This window comes from Variovorax paradoxus (genome assembly GCF_009755665.1).
GTDB lineage: Bacteria > Pseudomonadota > Gammaproteobacteria > Burkholderiales > Burkholderiaceae_C > Variovorax > Variovorax paradoxus_G.
Genome location: NZ_CP046622.1, coordinates 4,674,854 through 4,696,379, shown reverse-complemented (window position 1 = coordinate 4,696,379; position 21,526 = coordinate 4,674,854). Strand labels below are relative to the sequence as shown.

Sequence of the window (21,526 nt, the reverse complement as noted above, 5' to 3'; positions counted from 1 at the left end):
CGTCACGGCTTGACCCGCAGGCGCTTGAGCGTCTCCTGCAGGGTTTCGTTTTCGGCGTCGCTCAGCAAGGCTTCTTTCCAGATCGTCACGGCGCGGTCTTTCTGACCGGTCGACCAGAGCACTTCACCAAAATGCGCGCCGATCTCCGGATCGGGCCGCGTCTTGTAGGCCGCCTCGAGAATGCGAATGGCTTCGGTGGTGTTGCCGAGCCGGAATTCCACCCAGCCCAGGCTGTCGGCAATGAACGGGTCCTGCGGTGCCAGCTGCACCGCTTTCTGAATCAGCGTGCGCGCTTCGTCGAGCCGGATCTTGCGATCGGCGAACGAGTAGCCGAGCGCGTTGTAGGCGTTCTGGTTTTCGGGCTTGAGCTCGATCAGCCGGCGCAGGAGCCGTTCCATTTCGTCGAGCCGGTTGAGCTTTTCGGCCACCATGGCCTGGTCGTAGATCAGGTCGGTGTCGTTCGGCGCAGCCACGGAAGCCTGCGCCAGCATGTCGTACGCGGCCTGGTATTGCTTGGCATCGCGCAGCAGCTGCACTTCGGCGAGAAACTTCTGCTTCTTGTCCTCGGGCGTGCGCTCGGGCAGGCCGCGCAGCACTTCGCGCGCTTGCGGCAGTTTGCCCTGGCGCGCCAGCAGGCCTGCGCGGCGGGTCTGCGCCACGACCAGGTCGTCGGTGCTGTCGACGCGTGCGAGCCAGCGCTCCGCGCCCGTAAAGTCCTTGCGGCGCTCCGAGAGCTGCGAGAGAAGCAGGTATGCCTGGGTGGTGCCGCGCTGGCGGTCGTCCGCATCCTTCTGGTCTTTTTGGGACGCGGCGAGCTCGACATAACGCTTGAGCGATGTTTCGGCGGCCCCGTCCTGCCGGGCCTGCGCCTGCAGGCTGCCGAGCAGCAGCCAGGGTTCGGCCAGCTCGGGCCGCGCCGAGGTCAGTGCCTGCAGTTGCGCACTGGAATCGGCAAAGCGGCGGTTCTCGACCAGCACGCGTGCGTAGGCAACACGCAGGTCGGGCGAGGCCTTGGGGTTGCTGGCGAGGTAGCGCGTGACGATCGGCTCGGCCAGCGGCTGGCTGGGGTCGATCATTTCGAGCGCCAAGGCGGCCGGCGCGTCGGAGGCGGGATCGATTTCCTGGCCCTTGAACGCGGCGTCGAGCGCACCGGAGGTATCGCCCGCATTCAGGCGCATACGGCCTACCGTTGCCCAGGCCAGCCCGCCGGTGGCGGGCTTCTTGAGTTCGTCGGCCAGTGCCTGCTCGACCACCGAGGCGGCCAGCTTCTTGTCGGTGGAGCGCGAGTAGTTGCGCACGATCACCGCCATGAGCATGGGGCGTTCGACTTGCGAGGTGGCGGCGACTTCGGCGCGCAGCAGCTCGGCGGTTTCGCCGATGCGATTGAGCGCAATCAGGATCTGGAGCTCGATGCGGCGTGCATCGCGCGAGTTGGGCAGCGTTTCCTGCCAGGCGCGGGCCGCTGCGAGCGCTGCATCGCCCGAGCGCGACTGCAATGCAATTTCGACCGCGCGCTGAAACAGCTTGCCGTCGCGCAGGCGACGCGCCGCGTCGAGCACCAGCGCGTAGCCCGCTCCGGGATCGCCGGACCGCGTGGTCATCTCGCCCATCAGGATTTCGTAGAACAACTCGGCCGTGAGCGCCGAGGGCTGTGCGACGGGTTCGCTCGCCGGCTTGGCGGCGACCGGTGCCGCGGCCGGCGGCCTTGTGCCGGGCCGGGACGGAGTCGGCCGCTCGATGATGGGCGCCGGGCTATTGGGCGCGGCGGGATCGGAGGTTTGCGCGTGAACCGCGCAAGCAAGCAGCACGAGAGACGCGGCCGCCGCAAGGCGGTGTCGGCGGGGCGATGGAATCATCGAACCATAATAATCCAAGCTTTTGAGCGAGCACCGCGTGGGGCTTCATTGCGGCCCGGAGTTTTTTCTTATGCCAGAGCTTCCAGAAGTTGAAGTGACGCGGCGCGGTTTTGCCGAGCGCATTGCCGGTGCACGCATCGATGCCGTGCGCATCGGCAAGCCCTTGCGCTGGGCGCTGATGGTCGCGCCCGAGGCACTGGTCGGGCGGCAGGTGCTGCAAGTGCGCCGGCGCGGCAAGTACCTGCTGATCGATCTCGATCGCGGCCTGCTGCTCTTGCACCTGGGCATGTCGGGCAGCCTGCGCTTCGATGCGGCGCTGCCGCCGCCCGGCGTTCACGATCACTTCGATCTCGTGACCGACCGGGGCACCTTGCGGCTCAACGATCCGCGCCGCTTCGGCGCCGTGGTCTACGTGGAAGACGAAGCGGCGCCATGGGCCACCAAGCTGCTCGGCGGACTGGGCATGGAGCCGCTGGGCGACGGATTCGACCTCGACGCGTTTCACGCCGGCCTTCGAAAGCGCCGCACCGCGGTGAAGCAGGTGCTGCTCGCGGGCGACGTGGTGGTGGGCGTCGGCAACATCTATGCGTCAGAGGCGCTGTTCCAGGCGGGCATTCGCCCGACCCTGTCTGCCGCGCGAATCAGCCGGCCGCGCGCCGCCAGGCTTCATGCGGCGGTGCGCGAAATTCTGGCCAGGGCGGTGGAGAAGGGCGGCAGCACGCTGCGCGATTTCTCCAACGTGGACGGGCAGAACGGCTATTTCCAGCTCGAAGCCACCGTTTATGGCCGGGCTGGCGAGCCTTGTCGGGTCTGCGCAACGCCCATACGGCAGCTACGCCAAGGCCAGCGTTCCACTTACTATTGCCCGAATTGTCAAAAATAGTGTTCCGGCGTCCGCGTTCGAATATCCTGCAAACGGTTGCTCCACAGCTTGCGATGCTATATTTGTAAGTTGTTTCTTACATATTCCCTTTGAGCCGCTCTTTCAACCAACAACTCGATCAGCACGGCGCCTGGCGAAGCAATTTTGCTCACCGCCTCCAGTGGCTGTCCCGCTGGCTGACCGAGAACGAGCTGCTCGACCAAGCCGTGGCCGAGCGCCTGCGCGGCCTCGAGCTGCAGATTCGCAACAGCAAGGTCATGGTCGCGTTCGTGGCCGAGTTCTCGCGCGGCAAGTCGGAGCTGATCAACGCGATCTTCTTCGCTGGCTACGGGCGGCGCATCATGCCCGCCAGTGCCGGACGCACGACGATGTGCCCGACCGAACTGGGCTACGACGCCGCGGTGTCGCCCAAGCTGCGGCTGCTGCCGATCGAAACCCGGCTGGAACCTCATTCGCTCACGCACTGGCGCGAGAAGCCCACGCGCTGGACCGAAATTGCAATCGACGTGGAGAACGCCGAGCAACTGGCCCAGGCCATGGGCAAGGTGGCCGAGGTGCGCTGGGTCAGCAAGGACGAGGCCAATGCGCTCGGCTTCTGGAACGAAGAAACCCCAGACGACAACCCGGTGCAGGACGCCGAAGGCCGAGTCGAAATTCCGCGCTGGCGCCACGCCATCCTGAACATGCCGCACCCCTTGCTGGAGCAGGGGCTGGTCATTCTGGACACCCCGGGCCTGAACGCGATTGGCGCCGAGCCCGAGCTCACCGTCAGCCTGATCCCGCAGGCGCATGCGGTGGTCTTCATCCTCGGCGCCGAAACGGGGGTGACGCGTTCCGACCTGTCCATCTGGCGCGAGCACCTGGTCACCGAAAGTGAAGGCAGCGACACGCGCTTCGTGGTGCTCAACAAGATCGACACCATGTGGGACACGCTGAGCACGCCCGCGCAGATCGAGATGCAGATCGAGCGGCAGCGTGAAGTGGCGGCCAAGTTTCTCGAGGTTCCGCTCGTGCAGGTGCTGCCGGTGTCGGCGCAAAAGGGCCTGCAGGCAAAAATCCAGCGCGACGGGCGACTGCTCGAAGCCAGCCGGTTGCTGGCGCTCGAAACATTGCTCGCCGAAGGCGTGCTCGGCAAGCGCGAAACCATGCTGCGGCTTGCTGTCGATGCCGGCATGGTGGCATTGCGCGTGGAAGCCGAGCGCATCCTGAAAGTGCGCCAGCGCGACCTGTCGGAGCAGGCGCTCGAACTGCAGGGGCTGCGCGGCAAGAACGTTTCGGTGATTCGCCACATGCGCGCCCGCATCGACCAGGAGCAGACCGAATTCGAAGGCAGCAACACGCGCATCCTCGCGCTGCGCTCCGTGCAGGGCAAGCTGCTGCGCGAGGTGTATGCCGTGCTTGGCCGTACCGCGCTCAAGGCGGACATGGTGCGGCTTTCGACCGCGCTCAAGCGCCCCGGCATCAAGCTCAACGTGCGTAAGGTGTACGGCGAGACCTTCGATTCATTGCGCAACAACCTGCGCGAAGTGCAGGCGACTACCGCCGAGATCCAGTCGATGCTGCACGCCACCTTCCGCCAGCTCAATGCGGAGCAGGGCTTCAACCTGCAGGCGCCGGCGGAGCCCGACCTGACGAGCTTCGAGCAGGAGCTGAGCCAGATCGAGCGCAGCCACATCCATTACCTGAGCGTCGGCAATCTGCTGAGGCTGGCGCAGGCGGATTTTTGCGACAAGCTGGTCCGTGCGCTCGCTAGCCGGCTGCGGCTGGTCAACGAAGCGGCCATGACCGAGGTCGAACGCTGGAGCAAGGGCGCCAGCGCACAGATCGACGCGCAGCTGAAAGAGCGCCGCCGCACTTTCAGCAAGCGCATCCAGGCGATCGAGCGCATCCAGAATGCGGCCGGCAATCTCGATGAGCGTTTGCTTGAGCTTGCCGCGCAAGAGAGCAGCCTGGCCGAATTGCATCTCCGACTGAATGAATTCACTTCGATGATCACGCATCAGGGAAAGCCGGCTGCTCCGGCCGCTATCGGCGAACTGCGTGCGGCCTGATTGTTCGGTGCCTCGCGGCGGCGCAACGCAGGAGTTGCACGTGCCGCTCGATTTTGCGCAGCGTATCGTTGCCTGGCAGCGCAGCCACGGGCGCAGCGAGCTGCCGTGGCAGAACACGCGCGACCCCTACCGCGTGTGGCTGTCGGAGGTCATGCTCCAGCAGACCCAGGTTTCGACGGTGCTCGGTTACTTCGCGCGCTTTCTTGAACGTTTTCCGACGGTGCGGGCTCTGGCCGACGGCACCGAAGACGAGGTGTTCGGACTCTGGAGCGGCCTGGGCTATTACAGCCGCGCGCGCAACATGCACCGCTGCGCCCAGGAGGTGGTCGCGCGCTTCGGCGGCGAGTTTCCGCGCACGGCCGCCGAGCTCACCACCTTGCCCGGCATCGGCCGTTCCACCGCGTCAGCAATTGCGGCCTTCTGCTTTGGCGAGCGCGTTGCAATTCTCGACGGCAACGTGAAGCGCGTCCTGACGCGCGTGCTCGGCTTTGGCGGAGACATGTCGTCATCGGCGCAGGAGCGCGCGCTGTGGGACCGGGCTACCGAGCTGCTTCCGCCCGACGGGCAGAAGGAGGCCATTGCGGGCTACACGCAGGGCGTGATGGATCTGGGCGCCACGGTTTGCCTGCCGCGCAAGCCGAGCTGCATGATCTGCCCGGTGAACAGCATCTGCACCGGCTTGCGGGAAGGCCAGCCGGAGCGCTATCCGGTCAAGACCCGCAAGCTCAAGCGCAGTGCCCAGTCGCTCTGGACCCTGCTGGCGCGCGATGCGCAAGGCCGTGTCTGGCTTGAAAAGCGTCCCGCCAAGGGGATCTGGGCCGGGCTCTATTGCCTGCCGGTGTTCGAAAGCCGCGAAGACCTGTTGGCCGCACTGCCGCCGGCCGCGCAGCGCAAGGCCCAAGACCTGCCGCCCTTCGTGCACGTGCTGACCCACAAGGACTTGCATCTTCACCCGGTGATGCTTCAGGGCGGCCAACCGCAAGGCGAGACCGCGCGCTGGGTGGATGCAGAGGAGTGGGGGCGGCTCGGGTTGCCGGCGCCGATGCGCAAGCTGCTGGAAAGCAGCGCAGGCTAGCTTCGAGAGCTGCCGGCTGTGGGCGAGTTCAGATCGCGTCCAGCTCGCGGTGCCGCTTGAGGGCACCCCAACGCGCGCCAAAGGCACGTGCCAGCTGTTCGACCAGAAATACCGAGCGATGCTGGCCGCCGGTGCAGCCGATGGCCACCGTCACGTAGCTGCGATGGTCTCGCGCCAACGCATCCAGCCAGCGTGAAAGGAACTGCTCGATGTCGTCGTACATGCGTGCCACGTCTTCATGCTCGCGCAGCCATTCGACCACCGGCGCGTCGCGGCCGGTGAGCGGCCGCAAAGCGGGCACGTAGTGCGGATTGGGGAGCATGCGCACGTCGAACACGTAGTCGGCGTCCAGCGGCACGCCACGCTTGAAAGCGAACGATTCGAACACCAGCGTGAGCGCGCTCTGCGGCGCGGAGATCAGCGCCTTGATGTAGCTCTGGAGCTGCGCCGGCCGTATCAGGCTGGTGTCGATCACGTCGGCGCCGTCGCGCAGGTCGGCCAGCAGCTCGCGCTCCAGTTCAATGGCCTGTATCAGCGCGCGCTCCTGCTCGGGCGCGTCGGTGCGGCCCTCCTGGCGCGACAGCGGGTGCCGCCGGCGGGTTTCCGAATAGCGCCGCAGCAGGGCATCGGTGGTGGCGTCGAGAAACAGCGAACGCAGCGAAACGCCGTCGTGCCGCAATGCCTCGAGCTGCTGCGGAACGATCGGCAGCGACACGCCGCTGCGCACGTCCATGGCAATGGCAACGCGCTTGGCCTCCTGCTCGTGCTGCAGCGCGATGAAAGGCGTCAGCAACTCAGGCGGAAGGTTGTCGACGCAGTAGTAGCCCGCGTCTTCCAGCGCATGCAGCGCCACGGATTTGCCCGAACCCGACATGCCGGTGATGAGCACCAGATCGAGGTTCATCACAGCGTCGCCGAAGTCTTGTGGCCGAGCATTTCGCGGGCATGCGCCAGCGAGGTGTGCGAAACCTTCTCGCCGCCGAGCATGCGGGCGATTTCCCGGGCGCGGTTCTCGTCGTCCAGCCGCGAAACGCCGCTTTCGGTGCGCGGGCCGTCCTGGCCGGCCGCGGCCGTCTGGCGCTTGGCCACCACCAGATGATGATCGGCGCAGGCAGCCACTTGCGGCAGATGCGTGACGGCCAGGACCTGGCGGTCGCGCCCGAGCTGCTTCATGAGGCGCCCCACGGTCTCTGCGACAGCCCCGCCCACGCCGGCATCGACCTCGTCGAAGATCAGCGTGTGCGCGGCGCCAAGCTGGCTCGTGGTGACCGCGATGGCCAAGGCGATGCGGGAAAGCTCGCCGCCCGATGCCACCTTGCCGATGGGCCGGGGCGTGCTGCCGGGATGGCCGCTCACCAGAAAGGCGACGTCTTCGAGCCCCGCGCGGCCCGGCTGCGCCAGCGGCTGCAATTCGACTTCGAACCGGCCGCCCTGCATGCCCAGCCCTTGCATGGCCTGTGTGACCGCTTCGGACAGGCGCGGCGCGGCCTGCTTGCGCGACTTGGCGACCGCCTTGGCTTCCTTCATGTAGGCCTGCTGTGCAGCCTGCTCGGCGCGCTCCAGGCCTTCGAGGTCGCTTTGTGCGTCCAACGCCTTCAACTCGGCTTGCCATCCCGCCAGCAGCGCGGGCAGGTCGTCGGGCGTGCGCTTGTAGCGGCGCGCCAGCGACATCCACAAGCCCATGCGTTCGTCCAATTCGGCAAGGCGCTGCGGATCGGCCTCGGCGTTGCGCAGGTAGCCGTGCAGCGAGTGCGCGGCGTCGGATGCTTGCGCCACGCTGGAGGCCAGCACTTCGCCGAGCGCTCGAAACTCCGGCTCGATGTGCTCGCAGTTCTGCAGCAGCGTCACCGCGCGCGAGAGCGCCGCCAGGGCGCCGTTGTCGTCGTCTTCGAGCGCCTGGCTTGCGCCCTGCGCCGCATCGATCAAAGCCTGCGCGTTTGAAATGCGCGCGTGGTTGGTCGAGAGCTCTTCCCACTCGCCTTCGGCGGGCGCCAGCTTCATCACCTCGGCAATCTGCCATTGCAACCGTTCGCGTTCGCGCTGCAGAGAATCCTGCGCGGAGCGCGCGTTGTCCAGTGCCGAGATCGCTTGCCGCCAGCTGTGCCAGGCTGCGTCGAGCGCGTCGGTGCGCACGCCGGCATAGGCGTCGAGCAGGCCGCGCACGGCCTCGGGCCGCGTCAGGCTTTGCCATGCATGCTGGCCGTGGATGTCGAGCAGGCGGTCGCCGAGCTCCCGCAACTGCGTGGCCGTGGCCGGGCTGCCGTTGATCCAGCCGCGACTGCGGCCTTGCACGTCCACCGTTCGGCGTAGCAGCAGGGCGTCGCCGGATTCGAATCCGCCTTCGTCGAGCCACGCCGCGAAGGCCGGATCAGCGTCGAATTCGGCGCTCACGTCCAGGCGCTCGGCGCCCTCGCGCACAGCGCCTGCATCGGCGCGGTTGCCGAGCGCCAGCTGAAGCGCGTCGATCAATATGGATTTGCCGGCGCCGGTTTCACCGGTCAATACCGTAAAGCCGCCGGACAGGTCGAGTTCGAGTGATCGCACGATCACGAAGTCGCGCAGTGCGATGCGTCGCAGCGCCATCTCAGGAGCCCCCTTCGTTCCAATGAAGTTTCTTGCGCAGCGTGTCGAAATAGCTCCAGCCGCGCGGGTGCAGAAAGCGCACCCGGAAGTCGGAGCGGCGCACCACCACCCGGTCGCCGATGGCGAGCGAGGCCAGGGACTGCATGTCGAAATTGGCGCTGGCGCCGCGCCCCGACACCAGCTCTATCACGATCTCGTCCGCGTCGGGCAGCAGCACCGGGCGGTTCGACAAGGTGTGCGGTGCAATGGGCACCAGCACCCACCCCGGCACCGCCGGATGCAGCAGCGGCCCGCCGGCCGACAGCGCATACGCCGTCGACCCCGTGGGAGACGCAATGATCAGCCCGTCGGCGCGCTGGTTGGCCACGAAGTGCCGGCCCACCGACACCCTCAACTCGACCATGCCCGAGGTGGAGTCGCGGTTCACCACCACATCGTTCATTGCCAGCGCATCGAACACCGACACACCGTCGCGCATGACCTGCGCATGCATGAGGCTGCGGTGGTCTTCCTCGTACTCGCCGGCCAGCATGGGAATCAGCGTGGCCTGGTAGTTGTCGAGCGGAATGTCGGTGATGAAACCGAGTCGGCCGCGGTTGATGCCGATCAGCGGAATGCCATAGCACGCCAACTGGCGGCCAATGCCCAGCATGGTTCCGTCGCCCCCGACCACCAGGCCAAGGTCGCAGCGCTGCCCGATTTCTTCCACGCTCAGCGGCTGGTAGCGGCCGCCCACGCTGGCGTCCGCTTCGGCCTCCTCAGCGGCGGATTTTTCGACGAAAACCGTGCACCCTTGCGATTCCAGGAAGGCGCCAATATCTTCCATGACACCGTCGCGCGCGTCCCCCTGCGCCCGGGCGCCTGAAGCCTGGTATTTGCCGATCAGGGCGACGTTGCGGAAGCGGGAAGTCATGTACAAATTACAACACTAAAATCTTGCAATGCTGGACGACCGTGCCAAGTTGCTCCTCAAGACATTGGTGGAGCGTTACATCGCCGAAGGCCAACCGGTCGGGTCGCGGACTTTGTCGCGCGCGCCGGGGCTGGACCTTTCGCCCGCGACCATTCGCAACGTCATGTCTGACCTCGAGGCGCTGGGGCTGATTGCCAGCCCGCACACCTCCGCCGGCCGCATTCCCACAGCCCGTGGCTACCGGCTCTTCGTCGACACCATGCTCACTGCGCAGCGCGAGCAGATGAGCACGCCAAGCCTGGCGCCCGACCAGCCGCAAAAGGTGATTGCGAACGCGGCCAGCCTGCTGTCCAACCTGTCGCAGTTCGTGGGCGTCGTCATGGCGCCGCGGCGGGCCTCGGTGTTCAAGCAGATCGAGTTCCTTCGGCTTTCCGACCGGCGGCTGCTGGTGATCATCGTCTCGCCAGATGGCGACGTACAGAACCGCGTGATCTTTCCCGAGGCCGACTATTCGCAGTCGCAGCTGGTCGAGGCGTCGAATTACATCAACGCCCACTATGCGGGCCTGACCATCGAACAGGTGCGCGACCGGCTTCAGTCGGAAGTCGAAAAGCTGCGCGGCGAGATCGCCGCTTTGATGCAGGCCGCCGTCAAGGTCAGCTCCGAGGTGCTCACCGAAGCGCAGGAAGACGACGTTGTGATCTCCGGCGAGCGCAACCTGCTCTCGGTGACCGACTTTTCGAGCGATATGGGCCAGCTGCGCCGCGCCTTCGAGCTGTTCGAGCAAAAGGCGCAGCTCATGCGCCTGCTCGATGTGTCGAGCAAGGCAGAGGGCGTGCGCATCTTCATCGGCGGCGAGAGCCAGGTGGTGCCCATCGAAGAGCTTTCCATCGTCAGCGCCAACTACGAAGTCGACGGGCAGGTCGTGGGTACCCTGGGCGTCATCGGCCCGACCCGCATGCCTTACGAGCGCATGATCCAGATCGTCGACATCACCTCGCGCCTGGTCAGCAACGCGCTGAGCCACCGTAAGTAAGGCCGCACGGCGAATAGAATCGGGGTCTCTCGTGGGCCGTTAGCTCAGTTGGTTAGAGCAGCGGACTCATAATCCGTTGGTCGATGGTTCAAGCCCATCACGGCCTACCACTTGCATTCATTTCTAACCTGGCCCGGTTTGGGCCAAAAATGGATGCTATAATCGATAGCTGTGCGGCTGTAGCTCAGTTGGATAGAGTACTTGGCTACGAACCAAGGGGTCGTGGGTTCAATTCCTGCCAGCCGCACCACTCTCTTAAAGGGTTAGGACATCAACGTGTCCTAACCCTTTTTCTTTTTGCCTACCGGCATGCCAAAGAGGGGCTTCCAGGCAAGCTGGTCACATCGATGGGATCTCTGCCGATGCTGGTGGCAAACCACCGAAAGGTGTTCGTCCGGTTGTCGCCGCGGCCCGTCGTTCGCACGAACAGATAGCCTGAGGTTGCATTGCCCAACCCGTCGACCGGAATGCCCGCGGTCCGAAGCGCCGCCACTTCGGCGCTGGCACTCATGCCGAAGGGCAATTGCAGCGTGATCGTCGCGTTGTGAATGACCTGAGTGACCATTGCTTCCCACCAGAGTCCATAGAACTCAGAGCTTCCCTCCCACTCGACTCATCAGTAGCAAGCCTCCGGAATGAAGAACGTGACTTATTTCACGTGAAGACGAAAATGTTAACGTTTATTGATGCCGTAACAATTAGTCCATACGACGTAGGTCGAACCCTGCCGGCCGGGGAAACGGCTTAGAGTGAATCATGGGTACCCACGCAAAAAGAATCGCATTTCCGCTCCTTTTCTTGCTGTCCTTGGCCACAGGTTCGACCTGGGCAGGAAAGATCACCTGCATTCCGGGCGCAAACAGCGGAACCGCCTCGCCTCTCAATTCGATCCGCAGGATCTCGATCGACGAGCACTCTCGCACCGTCAACATGGACGTCGTTCGCTCCAGAACGAAAGACACGGAAACCATGGGCAAGCTGAGAGCGGACCTGGTGAACATGGAAGACAACCAGTCCGGCGAGCCCGTCTATGTCTTCAACTCCATCCCGACGGTCGGGGTCGAAACCACGAGCCTCTTCAAGCTGTTCAAGACCACGGAGTGGCGCCTGATAAGCGCTGGCGTGACTTTTGTGAACAAGGTACCCGCGTTGCGCGCCGTCGAGCAAAGCGTGGTCTTCGACTGCAAGCGCTCCGACCTGGGGTGAGCAAGCCGGCCCGGTCCCCAGGCCTCGCGCCCATGCATCGGGGCACAATATGTTGAACGGGCGACTCAGGAGTTCGCCGCACTTCATCATGAAGGCCTGCAACGAAAGTTGCGGGCCTTTTTAAATTCGGAGGTTTTGCCTTGAGCAAAGCATTCACCAAGGAAACAGACGCCGACGAAGACGACGATGGCGGCGAAAGCGCCGGCCCCGCGTTGCCGAGCGGAAGCAAAAACTACATCACGCCGGCCGGCTATGCCCGGCTGCGCGATGAATTGCTGCAATTGATGGATGAAGAGCGTCCCAAGGTCGTCGAGGCGGTGCATTGGGCCGCCAAGAATGGCGATCGCTCCGAAAACGGCGACTATCTCTACGGCAAAAAGCGCCTGCGAGAAATCGACCGACGCATCCGCTTTCTGACCAAGCGGCTAGAGATTGCCGAAGTGACCGATCCCTCGGTGCACCACGGCAGCGACCAGGTCTTTTTTGGCGCCACGGTGCGCTATGCCGATGAAACGGGCGACGAACGCAGCGTCACCATCCTGGGCATCGATGAGGCGGACAGCGCCCAGTCGCAGGTCAGCTGGATCTCGCCCATTGCCCGGGCCCTGCTCAAGTCGCGCGAAGGCGATGTGGTGAAGCTCGTAACGCCCGGCGGCACGCATGAGGTCGAGCTGCTGTCCGTGAGCTATCCCGCTCCGGGGTCAGGCACCGCGGCATAAAACTGCCGCGGGCGGGCATTTCAGGGCGCGGGAACCGTTCGCGCCGCCGTCAGCACGGAAGCAGTTCGCCGCGCCGCGCGCAACACCGCGTCAAGGTGGCTTCTGTCGCGCACGGCAATCACAAAGCGCAGGTCGGTCGAATCTTGCGGCGTTTCATCGGCCATTTCGACGTGCGTGATGTCGGCCTCGGCATCCGCCAGCGTTGCAGCCACCCGTGCGAGCACGCCCTTGTCGTTGCGCACGGTAATCACCACGCCGGTTTCGAACGCGCGGGTCGGCTCGTCGGCCCATTCGACTGCGAAAAAGCGCTCGCTGTCCTTATGCCGCAAGCGTTGGCCGACACCGCAGCTTTCGGTGTGCACCACCAGGCCCTCGCCGTGCCCCAGATAGCCGACGATCTCGTCACCCGGAATCGGTCGGCAGCACAGTGCAAAGCGAACGGAGGAGTTTTCGCTTCCGTCCAGCGTCACGGCGCCCTGCGAAATGGTTTCGTGCGAAATGAAGCGCTCGCGGCTCAGCAGCAGTGCATCCGGCCGCTCGCCCAGTTCGGAGAGCATGGCCACGAGCCGCTTGGCCACGATGCTGGCAATTCGCTTGCCCAGGCCGATGTCAGTCAGCAGCTCGGCGCGGGTGCGGTTGCCGGTAAAGCGCAGCAGCTTTTCCCACAGCGCCTGGTGCTCGGCGTCGTCGGCCGGCAGCTTGCTAAGGCCTTCGGCACGCAGCGCCTGCGCCAGCAGTTTTTCGCCGAGCCCTTCAGACTCGGCGTGCGCCAGCGTCTTCAAATAGTGGCGGATCTTGGATCGCGCGCGGCCCGTTCGAACAAAGCCGAGCCAGGCCGGGTTGGGCGTTGACACCGGCGCGGTAATCACCTCGACCACGTCGCCGTTTTTCAGCTCGGTGCGCAGCGGCACCTGGTCGCCGTTGATCCGCGCGGCGGAGGTGTGGTCGCCGATGTTGCTGTGAATGGCGTAGGCAAAGTCGACCACCGTGGCACCGCGCGGCAGCGCCAGAATCTGGCTCTTGGGCGTGAACACGTAAACGGCATCGGGAAACAGGTCGACCTTGACGTGGTCCCAGAACTCGGCCGCGTCACGGGTTTCGTCCTGAATGTCGAGTAGCGACTGCAGCCACTTGGTGCCAAGCCGGTCATTGCTGGCCGCATTCGGCTCCGCGGCTTTGTAGAGCCAATGCGCCGCCACGCCCGATTCGGCTACCACGTGCATGGCCTCGGTGCGCAGCTGAAATTCCACGTTCACACCCGCCGGGCCCACCAGCGTGGTGTGCAGCGACTGGTAGCCGTTGAGCTTGGCAATGGCGATGTGGTCCTTGAACTTGCCCGGCAGCGGCTTGTACATCTGGTGCAGGATGCCCAGGCCCGTGTAGCAGGCGATCACGTTTGGCACGATCAGCCGAAAACCGTAGATGTCGGTCACCTGGGCAAAGCTCAGGTGCTTTTCTTCCATCTTGCGGTAGATCGAATAGAGCGTTTTTTCGCGGCCCGCAATCCGCAGCGTCATGCCGGCGGCCGAGAAGGCGGTTTCGACCTCTTTCTGCACCTTCTGGATCAGGTCGCGCCGACGGCCTCTCGCCTTGGCCACAGCCTTGGACAGCGTGGCGTAGCGCCAAGGCTTCAGGTGTCGGAACGAGAGTTCTTGCAGCTCCCGATAAGTCTGGTTCAGGCCGAGCCGGTGCGCGATGGGCGCATAGATCTCGAGCGTTTCGCGCGAGATGCGGGCCCATTTTTCGCGCGGCGCATCGTCCAGCGTGCGCATGTTGTGCGTGCGGTCGGCCAGCTTGACCAGAATGACGCGCACGTCGCGCGCCATGGCCAGCAGCATCTTGCGGAACGATTCGGCCTGGTTTTCTTCGCGCGTGTTGAACTGCAGCTTGTCGAGCTTGGTGAGCCCGTCGACCAGCTCGGCAACTGGGGCGCCAAAGCGCTCGATCAGTTCCGGCTTGGTGACGCCGCAATCTTCGATGGCGTCGTGCAGCAGGGCGGCCATCAGGGCCTGCGCGTCGAGCTTCCATTCGGCACATTGCGCAGCCACGGCAATCGGGTGCGTAATGTAGGGCTCGCCGCTGTTGCGCAGTTGGCCCAGGTGAGCCTCGTCGGCAAAGCGGTAGGCGCGGCGGACCAGCTCGGTGTCTTCGGGGCTCAGGTAATCGAGCCTGGCCGTCAGCGCGGCAAAGCTTGCGGCGGCCGCATTCAGCGCCGCCGGGCTCGGCTTTGGCATGCCCGAAGGGGCATGGGACTGATGTTTGGCAACCGCACTCATGGCTACCACTTTAGCGTGACCGCTGTATGGACGCGTCCAGACGTAAAAAAAGCACCGCTTTGCGGTGCCTTTTCGTTGCAGGGCTGCGTCAGATCAGCCCGGCACCTTCTTGAGCATTTCGATGCCGATCTTGCCTTCGGCGATTTCGCGCAGGGCGGTGACGGCGGGCTTGTTCTTGCTCTCGATCTTGGGCGCGTGGCCTTGGCTCAGCATGCGCGCACGGTAGGTGGCGGCCAGAACCAGTTGGAAACGGTTGGGGATCTGAAGCAGACAATCTTCGACGGTGATGCGGGCCATGATCAGAATCTTTCGGTCGGTGAGCAGGAAATCAGGGGATGTTCAGTGCGGCGAATGTGTCGGCACGTGCGCGGCGCTGTGCAGAGTACCGAAGCCGCTGAGCGTGGACGATCGCCTTGAGATCGAAAAGCGCGCGCTCAAATAACTCGTTGATTATAACGAAGTCGAATTCCCCCGCCCGGGCCATCTCTTCGGCGGCATTCTTCAGCCGCAGCTCGATGACGGCGGCGCTGTCTTCCCCGCGCCGCTCCAGCCGGGAGCGCAGTTCTTCCCAGCTTGGCGGCAGGATGAAAATCATGACCGCGTTCGCAAAAGTCTTGCGGATCTGGATCGCGCCCTGGAAGTCGATTTCGAGAATGACGTCTGCCCCCTGGACAATCCGCTCTTCGATGGCCTTTTTGGAGGTGCCGTACCGGTGCCCGTGCACATGGGCCCATTCCACGAAGCCGTCCGCGGCAATCATGGCGTCGAACTCCGAGGGCGAGGTAAAAAAGTACTCCCGGCCGTGTTTTTCTTGCCCGCGCGGCGGCCGGGTGGTGTGCGAAACCGAGGGCTGAACGGCCGTGTCCAGTTCCATGAGCGCTTTGACCAGGCTCGATTTGCCGGCACCGCTGGGTGCCGCCACGACAAAGATGTTGCCTGGATAGTCCATTCGCTCGCTCATTCGATGTTTTGTACCTGTTCGCGCATCTGCTCGATCAGCACCTTCATGTCCACGCCAATGCGGGTGAGCTCCAGCGCTGCGGACTTGGAGCCCAGTGTATTGGCCTCCCGGTGCAGCTCCTGGATCAAAAAGTCCAGCCGCTTGCCGATTTCGCCGCCCTTCTTCAGCAGCCGCTCGATTTCGTCCAGGTGCGAATTGAGGCGCGTGAGCTCTTCCGCCACGTCGATGCGAATCGCAAAAGCCGTGGCTTCGTTCAGCGCCCGGTCTTGCGCCGCCTCGGGCAGGGTGCCGCCCGTCAGGCCCATGGCCTCTTGCCAGCGCTCCAGGAAGCGCGCGCGCTGCTGCTCGACCAGTTGCGGAATCAGCGGGCCGGCCTGTTCGACCAGCGTACGCAACTGGGCCAGATGGGCTTCCAGCATCTTGGCGAGCCGCGCGCCTTCGCGCTGGCGGGCGGACATCAGCGCTTCCAGCGCCTTGCCGGCCACGTCGAGCAGGTCGCTGCCCCAGTCGCCGCGGGTGGTGCCGTCGCCGCCGGCCAGCCGCAATACGTCGGCCACGCTCAGTTCGCGGGCGCCGGGCAGCCAGGCCTTGATGCCGTCCTGCACGCCGTTCAGCCGCTGCAGCAGCTTGACCGAGGGTTCGGCAATGCCGCCCTGGGCCGTGTTTTCGATGGCGGCCCGCACCTCGACCTTGCCGCGCTTCAGCTTGCCCGTGAGCAGCTCGCGCAGTGCGGTTTCATGCTGGCGCAGTTCTTCCGGCAGCTTGAATGTGAGGTCGAGAAAGCGGCTGTTGACCGAGCGTATTTCGACCCCGAGTCGGCCTGCGGCGCTAGGCCGTGCTTCGGCTTCGGAGTGGCTGCCAACGGGGCCGTTCTGGCCACTGGCATAGCCGGTCATGCTGTAAACTGGCATTGCGCCTCACTGTGGTTTTTGCTGTATGCACCGAGGCGTCGGCATGGCGTTCGCTTGCCGCACCATCGCCTTCGGGCGAAACTCCCGGATTATGTCAAAGGTCAAGCCTTCGCCCCTGCCGCCCGATACGGTCATTGGCGGTTACCGCATCGTTCGCCGGCTTTCAGCAGGCGGGTTTGGCGTCGTCTATCTCGCCATCGACCCCAGCGGACAGCAGGTTGCCATCAAGGAATACCTGCCTTCCTCGCTTGCAACGCGCGGGCCGGGCGAGCTCACGCCCGAAGTTGCGCCCGAAAAGCTCTCGCTCTACCGGCTCGGCCTGAAGAGCTTTTTCGAAGAAGGGCGCTCGCTCGCGCAAATCTCGCATGCCTCGGTGGTCAGCGTTCTCAATTTTTTCCGCGAGAACGAAACCGTCTACATGGTCATGAACTACCTGGAGGGTGCCACCCTGCAGGACTTTGTGGTGACCGCGCGCGACCTGAAACGGCCCAAGGTCTTCCGCGAATCGACCATCCGCTCGCTTTTCGATGAAATTCTGCGCGGCCTTCGCATCGTGCACCAGTACAAGATGCTCCACCTGGACATCAAGCCCGCCAACATCTTTGTCACCGACGAAGACCGCGCGGTGCTGATCGACTTTGGTGCCGCACGCGAAGTGCTCAGCAAAGAGGGCATCTTCATCCGCCCCATGTACACCCCTGGCTTTGCCGCGCCCGAGATGTACCGGCGCGACTCGTCCATGGGCCCCTGGACCGACATCTACGCCATTGGCGCCTGCATCTACGCCTGCATGCAGGGCTACCCGCCCAACGACGCGCCGCGCCGCATCGAGAAAGACCGGCTCAGCCTGTCGCTGTCGCGCCTGCGCGGCGTGTACTCCGACAACCTCATCGAAGTGGTTGAATGGTGCATGTCGCTCGACCCGCTCTCCCGCCCGCAGTCGGTCTTTGCGCTGCAAAAAGAACTCAGCCGCGAAGGCGAGCGGCGCTACACCAAGCTCACCGTTGGCGAGAAGGTGCGGCTTTCATTCGACAACATCCGCTCCTTCGATAAGAAGGCCCTGCCCAGGGCCGCGGCACCTACCACCCGTCCGGCATGAAATTCTCGGTATTCCAGGTCAGCCGAAAAGGCGGCCGCGTCAAGAACGAAGACCGCATGGGCTATTGCTACACGCGGGAGTCCGGCCTTTTTGTGCTGGCCGACGGCATGGGCGGCCACCCCGAGGGCGAGGTTGCGGCCCAGCTCGCGTTGCAGACCATTGCGGCGCTGTACCAGCGTGAAGCCCGCCCAACGGTCAAGGACGTAAAGGCCTTTCTGGCTGAATCGGCCATGGCGGCGCACCAGCAGATCATGCGGTACGCCAGCAACAAGGCCATGCTCGACACGCCCCGCACCACCGTGGTTGCGGCCGTGCTCCAGGGCACCACGGCCACCTGGATGCATTGCGGCGACTCGCGCCTTTACGTGGTGCGCGACGGCCGCCTGCTCACCCGCACGCGCGACCATTCGCATGCCGAGCGCCCGCGCCCGCAGGGCTCTGACATGCCCGTCAACCGCAACCTGCTGCTCACCTGCTTGGGCTCGCCGACCACGCCGCTGTTCGATATTTCTGCCCCGCTGCAACTGCAGCGCGGCGACCGCATCATGCTGTGCTCCGACGGCGTGTGGGGCGTGCTCGACGACGCCGTCATCGTGCACACCCTGTCTTCCGACAAGCCCGTGTCCGACGCCGCGCCAGACCTGGCTGAAATGGCGCTTCGCAAAGGCGGCGCCCACAGCGACAACGTCACGCTCATTGCGCTCGAATGGGAAATGTCCGATTCAAAGCGCGAAGACCGCGGCGTTTCGACCGAAACCATCGACGACGGCGTGTTTGCCTCCACCATCCAGGCCGGCATGCCCTCCGATGGCGAGATCGACGACATGGACGAAGACGCCATCGAGCGCTCCATTGCCGAAATCAACGAAGCCATTCGCCGCTCTGCTGCCAAGAAAATCTGATTCCAGGGCTGCTTCGGCTTGCGGGGCTGCCCCCGCTTTTGTCTCTTACACACCTCTAAAAAATGACTGCTTTCACACGAAGCGGCGGCCGTGCCGCCGACCAGCTGCGCCCCGTTCGCATGACCCGCGGCTTCACCATTCACGCTGAAGGCTCGGTGCTCATCGAATTCGGCCAAACCCGCGTGCTGTGCACCGCATCCGTTGAAGAGCGCGTGCCCCCGCACAAAAAGGGCAGCGGCGAAGGCTGGGTTACCGCCGAATACGGCATGCTGCCGCGCGCCACCCACACCCGCAGCAGCCGCGAAGCCGCCAAGGGCAAGCAGACCGGCCGCACGCAAGAAATCCAGCGCCTTATCGGCCGCTCGATGCGCGCCGTGTTCGACCTGGCCGCCCTGGGCGAGCGCACCATTCACCTCGACTGCGACGTGCTCCAGGCCGACGGCGGCACCCGCACCGCCGCCATTACCGGCGCCTTTGTTGCCGCGCAAGACGCCGTCAACAAGCTGCTGGCCGCCGGCACCATTCCCGCAACGCCCATCCGGGGCCACGTGGCAGCTATTTCTGTCGGCATCGTCGGTGGCACGCCGCTGCTCGACCTGGAATACACCGAAGACTCCGCCTGCGACACCGACATGAACGTGGTGATGACCGGCGCCGGCCACTTTGTCGAAGTGCAGGGCACCGCCGAAGGCGCGGCGTTTTCGCGCGACGAGATGAACATCCTGCTTGGCCTGGCCGAAAAGGGCATTGGCGAACTCATCGTCGTGCAGCAGCAGGTTTTGCTCGCTAAATAAGCAATGGCGGCAATGCAACTGGTCCTGGCATCAAACAACGCCGGCAAGCTGGCCGAGCTGCAGCAGCTGTTTGCGGAGCTGTCGGTCACGCTCGTGCCCCAATCGGCACTTGGCGTGGGAGAGGCCGAAGAGCCGTTTCGCACCTTTGTAGAAAATGCCCTGGCCAAGGCGCGCCATGCCAGCGCCGCCACCGGCCTGCCCGCCATTGCAGACGACGCCGGCCTGTGCGTTGATGCATTCGGCGGCCTGCCCGGCGTCGACACCGCGTTTTATGCCACCCAGTTCGGCTACGCCAAGGGCGACGCCAACAACGTGAAGACCCTGCTCGAGCAGCTGAACGGCGTCGCCAACCGCCGCGCCGCGCTCGTCAGCACCCTGGTTGCGCTGCGCGGCCACGACGACCCCGAGCCCCTCATCGCCGTAGGCCGCGTGGTCGGCGAAATTACGCAGGCGCCCATTGGCGACAACGGCTTCGGGTTCGACCCCGTCATGTACCTGCCCAGCTTTGGCAAAACCTTTGCCCAACTGCCGCCCGAAGTAAAAAACGCCAACAGCCACCGCGGCCAGGCGGCAAAGGCCATGCTCGCCCTGATGCGCGAACGCTGGTTCTGACCGACGGGCTGACTGACTGACTGAACCCAATGGCCACCGTGTTCCCTATTCAGCCGGCGCAGGCCGCGGGCGCCCCGCAGGCCAACGACGTGCTGCACTGGATGCGCCCCGGCCCGCTGCAACTGGCCGCGCTGCCGCCCCTGTCGCTCTACATTCATTTGCCGTGGTGCCTGCGCAAGTGCCCCTACTGCGACTTCAACTCGCACGAGTGGCGCGCCGCCAGCGAGGCCGAGGCCGAGGGCATTCCTGAAGCCGCGTACCTCGATGCGCTGATTGCCGACCTGGACGCCGCGCTGCCTCTGATCTGGGGTCGCACAGTTCACACCATTTTTATCGGCGGCGGAACGCCCAGCCTCTTTTCGCCCCAGGCCATAGACCGCCTGCTGGGCGACGTGCGCGCTCGCCTCAAGCTAGCGCCCGAGTGCGAAATAACGCTCGAAGCCAACCCCGGCACCTTCGAGCGCAACCGCTTTCGCGCCTATCGCAGCGCCGGCGTTACCCGCCTTTCAGTGGGCGTGCAAAGCTTCAATGACGAGCACCTGAAAGCACTTGGCCGCGTGCACGACCGCGCCCAGGCCATTGCCGCCGTGGAAGAGGCTGCCAGCGCGTTCGACACCTTCAACCTCGACCTGATGTACGCCCTACCGGGCCAGACCATCGAGGGCCTGGACGCCGACCTGAGCCAAGCGCTGGCGCTCGCGCCGCCGCACATATCGGTGTACCACCTCACCATTGAGCCCAACACCTGGTTCGCCAAGTTTCCGCCCGCGCTGCCGGAAGATGATTTGGCCTACGCCATGCTCGACCGCATTACAGAGCGAACCGCTGCCAGCGGCATGTCGCGCTACGAGGTTTCTGCCTATGCGCGCAGCGGCCACACCTGCGCGCATAACCTCAATTACTGGCAGTTTGGCGACTACCTTGGCATTGGCGCCGGCGCCCACAGCAAGCTGAGCTTTGCGCACCGCATCGTGCGGCAGGTACGCTTTCGCGAGCCGCGCCTGTACATGCAAAACGCCAGTGCCGGCATGGCCGTATCGCAAAGCGACGAGGTTGCGCTGGCCGACCTGCCGTTCGAGTTCATGCTGAACGCGCTGCGCCTTAAAGAAGGCTTTACGCTGCCCCAGTTCAGCGAGCGCACCGGCCTTGCCATGACCAGCATTCAAAAAGGTTTGGAAGAAGCCGAGCGCAAGGGCCTCATCGCCCGCGACCTGCACCGCGTGTGGCCCACCGAACGCGGGCTGGATTTTTTGAGCGACCTGCAGACGCTTTTCCTCCCCGAGGATTGAAGGGCCGGCGTCAGCATAAAATCGACGGTTCCGGAGAGTTGGGTGAGTGGTTTAAACCAGCAGTCTTGAAAACTGCCGACGTGAAAGCGTCCGTGAGTTCGAATCTCACACTCTCCGCCGGCAGCCCAATATCTATGCGGGTTTGCAGCAGAGCAGGCACTTTGCCCACGTTTTTCCCCCTTTTCTTTTTACGCTCGGGTGGGCTTTTTGGGGCCCCTTTGCACAAGCCGTACTCACTGGCCGCGTGGGCGGCGGCTCAAACCCTAGCTTCGCAGCACGCTAGCTCGCCCTCGAAGAGGCCGGCGCCAAGGCGCGGCGGGCCGCTCGAAAGACATGGCCAGCGGCCGTCCAACCAGCTTT

The 21,526-nt window shown here is 64.6% G+C and carries 20 protein-coding genes and 3 tRNA genes; 14 read left to right on the top strand and 9 right to left on the bottom strand.

The window, feature by feature from the left end:
- Positions 1 to 2: 2 nt before the first annotated feature.
- A complete protein-coding gene (locus GOQ09_RS21880) occupies positions 3 to 1,856 on the bottom strand; it encodes a tetratricopeptide repeat protein (RefSeq protein ID WP_157615662.1) in 1,854 nt (617 codons plus the stop codon).
- Positions 1,857 to 1,926: 70 nt separating this feature from the next.
- On the opposite strand from GOQ09_RS21880, the gene mutM reads away from it, so the two are divergent.
- From mutM to mutY, 3 genes are all read left to right on the top strand, one after another.
- The gene (gene mutM / locus GOQ09_RS21875; protein WP_157615660.1) at positions 1,927 to 2,739 is read left to right on the top strand and encodes a bifunctional DNA-formamidopyrimidine glycosylase/DNA-(apurinic or apyrimidinic site) lyase; all 813 of its coding nucleotides are present in this window, start codon (positions 1,927 to 1,929) and stop codon (positions 2,737 to 2,739) included.
- 89 nt (positions 2,740 to 2,828) lie between these two features.
- Positions 2,829 to 4,790, top strand: coding sequence for a dynamin family protein (locus GOQ09_RS21870; protein WP_157615659.1), 1,962 nt, complete (start codon positions 2,829 to 2,831; stop codon positions 4,788 to 4,790).
- 40 nt (positions 4,791 to 4,830) lie between these two features.
- Positions 4,831 to 5,865 (top strand): A/G-specific adenine glycosylase, encoded by a 1,035-nt coding sequence (mutY, locus tag GOQ09_RS21865; protein WP_157615657.1) that lies wholly within the window; start codon positions 4,831 to 4,833, stop codon positions 5,863 to 5,865.
- Between the two features lie 28 nt (positions 5,866 to 5,893).
- On the opposite strand, the gene rapZ is transcribed toward mutY, so the two are convergent.
- The 3 genes from rapZ to GOQ09_RS21850 are packed head-to-tail and all read right to left on the bottom strand — an operon-like array spanning position 5,894 to position 9,361.
- Positions 5,894 to 6,769, bottom strand: a complete 876-nt coding sequence (gene rapZ / locus GOQ09_RS21860) for an RNase adapter RapZ (protein WP_157615655.1) — start codon at positions 6,767 to 6,769, stop codon at positions 5,894 to 5,896.
- Positions 6,769 to 8,448: a DNA repair protein RecN gene (gene recN, locus GOQ09_RS21855; RefSeq protein ID WP_157615653.1), complete on the bottom strand. Its 1,680-nt coding sequence runs from the start codon at positions 8,446 to 8,448 to the stop codon at positions 6,769 to 6,771. The genes rapZ and recN overlap by 1 nt, the downstream gene beginning before the upstream one ends.
- Position 8,449: 1 nt before the next feature.
- On the bottom strand, positions 8,450 to 9,361 hold the full coding sequence (locus GOQ09_RS21850) for an NAD kinase (RefSeq protein WP_157615651.1): 912 nt from the start codon (positions 9,359 to 9,361) through the stop codon (positions 8,450 to 8,452).
- Positions 9,362 to 9,389: 28 nt separating this feature from the next.
- Here GOQ09_RS21850 and hrcA point away from each other — a divergent pair, with 28 nt between their 5' ends.
- The 3 genes from hrcA to GOQ09_RS21835 all read left to right on the top strand — a co-directional run bounded on the left by hrcA (position 9,390) and on the right by GOQ09_RS21835 (position 10,647).
- Entirely contained in the window at positions 9,390 to 10,397 is a 1,008-nt protein-coding gene (hrcA, locus tag GOQ09_RS21845) for a heat-inducible transcriptional repressor HrcA (protein ID WP_157615649.1), read from the top strand.
- 33 nt (positions 10,398 to 10,430) lie between these two features.
- Positions 10,431 to 10,507: transfer RNA gene (locus GOQ09_RS21840), tRNA-Ile, on the top strand.
- A gap of 63 nt (positions 10,508 to 10,570) precedes the next feature.
- A tRNA-Arg gene (locus GOQ09_RS21835) sits at positions 10,571 to 10,647 on the top strand.
- A gap of 51 nt (positions 10,648 to 10,698) precedes the next feature.
- Here GOQ09_RS21835 and GOQ09_RS21830 read toward each other — a convergent pair.
- Positions 10,699 to 10,962, bottom strand: coding sequence for a hypothetical protein (locus GOQ09_RS21830; RefSeq protein ID WP_157615647.1), 264 nt, complete (start codon positions 10,960 to 10,962; stop codon positions 10,699 to 10,701).
- Positions 10,963 to 11,153: 191 nt separating this feature from the next.
- Between GOQ09_RS21830 and GOQ09_RS21825 the strand changes: the two genes are divergently transcribed.
- Positions 11,154 to 11,603 carry a hypothetical protein gene (locus GOQ09_RS21825; RefSeq protein ID WP_157615645.1) on the top strand — a complete coding sequence of 150 codons (450 nt, stop codon included), beginning with the start codon at positions 11,154 to 11,156 and terminating at the stop codon, positions 11,601 to 11,603.
- 140 nt (positions 11,604 to 11,743) lie between these two features.
- Positions 11,744 to 12,322: a transcription elongation factor GreB gene (greB, locus tag GOQ09_RS21820; RefSeq protein ID WP_157615643.1), complete on the top strand. Its 579-nt coding sequence runs from the start codon at positions 11,744 to 11,746 to the stop codon at positions 12,320 to 12,322.
- 20 nt (positions 12,323 to 12,342) lie between these two features.
- Here greB and GOQ09_RS21815 read toward each other — a convergent pair whose 3' ends face one another.
- The 4 genes from GOQ09_RS21815 to GOQ09_RS21800 all read right to left on the bottom strand — a co-directional run bounded on the left by GOQ09_RS21815 (position 12,343) and on the right by GOQ09_RS21800 (position 16,470).
- On the bottom strand, positions 12,343 to 14,598 hold the full coding sequence (locus tag GOQ09_RS21815; protein ID WP_157615641.1) for a RelA/SpoT family protein: 2,256 nt from the start codon (positions 14,596 to 14,598) through the stop codon (positions 12,343 to 12,345).
- A 93-nt stretch (positions 14,599 to 14,691) separates the two neighbouring features.
- Complete coding sequence (gene rpoZ, locus GOQ09_RS21810; protein WP_021009011.1) at positions 14,692 to 14,895, bottom strand: DNA-directed RNA polymerase subunit omega; 204 nt, start codon at positions 14,893 to 14,895, stop codon at positions 14,692 to 14,694.
- A gap of 31 nt (positions 14,896 to 14,926) precedes the next feature.
- Complete coding sequence (gene gmk / locus GOQ09_RS21805) at positions 14,927 to 15,547, bottom strand: guanylate kinase (protein ID WP_157615639.1); 621 nt, start codon at positions 15,545 to 15,547, stop codon at positions 14,927 to 14,929.
- An 8-nt stretch (positions 15,548 to 15,555) separates the two neighbouring features.
- On the bottom strand, positions 15,556 to 16,470 hold the full coding sequence (locus GOQ09_RS21800) for a YicC/YloC family endoribonuclease (protein ID WP_157615638.1): 915 nt from the start codon (positions 16,468 to 16,470) through the stop codon (positions 15,556 to 15,558).
- A 91-nt stretch (positions 16,471 to 16,561) separates the two neighbouring features.
- Here GOQ09_RS21800 and GOQ09_RS21795 point away from each other — a divergent pair, with 91 nt between their 5' ends.
- The 6 genes from GOQ09_RS21795 (at position 16,562) to GOQ09_RS21770 (ending at position 21,283) form a co-directional block, all read left to right on the top strand.
- On the top strand, positions 16,562 to 17,569 hold the full coding sequence (locus tag GOQ09_RS21795; RefSeq protein ID WP_157615636.1) for a serine/threonine protein kinase: 1,008 nt from the start codon (positions 16,562 to 16,564) through the stop codon (positions 17,567 to 17,569).
- Positions 17,566 to 18,471, top strand: coding sequence for a PP2C family protein-serine/threonine phosphatase (locus tag GOQ09_RS21790; protein WP_157615634.1), 906 nt, complete (start codon positions 17,566 to 17,568; stop codon positions 18,469 to 18,471). The genes GOQ09_RS21795 and GOQ09_RS21790 overlap by 4 nt, the downstream gene beginning before the upstream one ends.
- Before the next feature lie 62 nt (positions 18,472 to 18,533).
- On the top strand, positions 18,534 to 19,265 hold the full coding sequence (gene rph, locus GOQ09_RS21785; protein WP_157615632.1) for a ribonuclease PH: 732 nt from the start codon (positions 18,534 to 18,536) through the stop codon (positions 19,263 to 19,265).
- A 12-nt stretch (positions 19,266 to 19,277) separates the two neighbouring features.
- Positions 19,278 to 19,877, top strand: a complete 600-nt coding sequence (gene rdgB, locus GOQ09_RS21780; RefSeq protein WP_157615630.1) for an RdgB/HAM1 family non-canonical purine NTP pyrophosphatase — start codon at positions 19,278 to 19,280, stop codon at positions 19,875 to 19,877.
- A 29-nt stretch (positions 19,878 to 19,906) separates the two neighbouring features.
- The gene (hemW, locus tag GOQ09_RS21775) at positions 19,907 to 21,166 is read left to right on the top strand and encodes a radical SAM family heme chaperone HemW (RefSeq protein WP_157615628.1); all 1,260 of its coding nucleotides are present in this window, start codon (positions 19,907 to 19,909) and stop codon (positions 21,164 to 21,166) included.
- Between the two features lie 32 nt (positions 21,167 to 21,198).
- A tRNA-Ser gene (locus GOQ09_RS21770) sits at positions 21,199 to 21,283 on the top strand.
- Positions 21,284 to 21,526 lie beyond the last annotated feature (243 nt).

Excerpts from the sequence above, each read along its gene's own strand:
- GOQ09_RS21880 (WP_157615662.1), bottom strand. The coding sequence starts at position 1,856 with ATGATTCCATCGCCCCGCCGACACCGCCTTGCGGCGGCCGCGTCTCTC.
- mutM (WP_157615660.1), top strand. The coding sequence starts at position 1,927 with ATGCCAGAGCTTCCAGAAGTTGAAGTGACGCGGCGCGGTTTTGCCGAG.
- rapZ (WP_157615655.1), bottom strand. The coding sequence starts at position 6,769 with ATGAACCTCGATCTGGTGCTCATCACCGGCATGTCGGGTTCGGGCAAA.
- recN (WP_157615653.1), bottom strand. The coding sequence starts at position 8,448 with ATGGCGCTGCGACGCATCGCACTGCGCGACTTCGTGATCGTGCGATCA.
- GOQ09_RS21850 (WP_157615651.1), bottom strand. The coding sequence starts at position 9,361 with ATGACTTCCCGCTTCCGCAACGTCGCCCTGATCGGCAAATACCAGGCT.
- hrcA (WP_157615649.1), top strand. The coding sequence starts at position 9,390 with ATGCTGGACGACCGTGCCAAGTTGCTCCTCAAGACATTGGTGGAGCGT.
- GOQ09_RS21830 (WP_157615647.1), bottom strand. The coding sequence starts at position 10,962 with ATGGTCACTCAGGTCATTCACAACGCGACGATCACGCTGCAATTGCCC.
- GOQ09_RS21825 (WP_157615645.1), top strand. The coding sequence starts at position 11,154 with ATGGGTACCCACGCAAAAAGAATCGCATTTCCGCTCCTTTTCTTGCTG.
- GOQ09_RS21815 (WP_157615641.1), bottom strand. The coding sequence starts at position 14,598 with ATGAGTGCGGTTGCCAAACATCAGTCCCATGCCCCTTCGGGCATGCCA.
- rpoZ (WP_021009011.1), bottom strand. The coding sequence starts at position 14,895 with ATGGCCCGCATCACCGTCGAAGATTGTCTGCTTCAGATCCCCAACCGT.
- gmk (WP_157615639.1), bottom strand. The coding sequence starts at position 15,547 with ATGGACTATCCAGGCAACATCTTTGTCGTGGCGGCACCCAGCGGTGCC.
- GOQ09_RS21800 (WP_157615638.1), bottom strand. The coding sequence starts at position 16,470 with ATGCCAGTTTACAGCATGACCGGCTATGCCAGTGGCCAGAACGGCCCC.
- GOQ09_RS21795 (WP_157615636.1), top strand. The coding sequence starts at position 16,562 with ATGTCAAAGGTCAAGCCTTCGCCCCTGCCGCCCGATACGGTCATTGGC.
- GOQ09_RS21790 (WP_157615634.1), top strand. The coding sequence starts at position 17,566 with ATGAAATTCTCGGTATTCCAGGTCAGCCGAAAAGGCGGCCGCGTCAAG.
- rph (WP_157615632.1), top strand. The coding sequence starts at position 18,534 with ATGACTGCTTTCACACGAAGCGGCGGCCGTGCCGCCGACCAGCTGCGC.
- rdgB (WP_157615630.1), top strand. The coding sequence starts at position 19,278 with ATGCAACTGGTCCTGGCATCAAACAACGCCGGCAAGCTGGCCGAGCTG.
- hemW (WP_157615628.1), top strand. The coding sequence starts at position 19,907 with ATGGCCACCGTGTTCCCTATTCAGCCGGCGCAGGCCGCGGGCGCCCCG.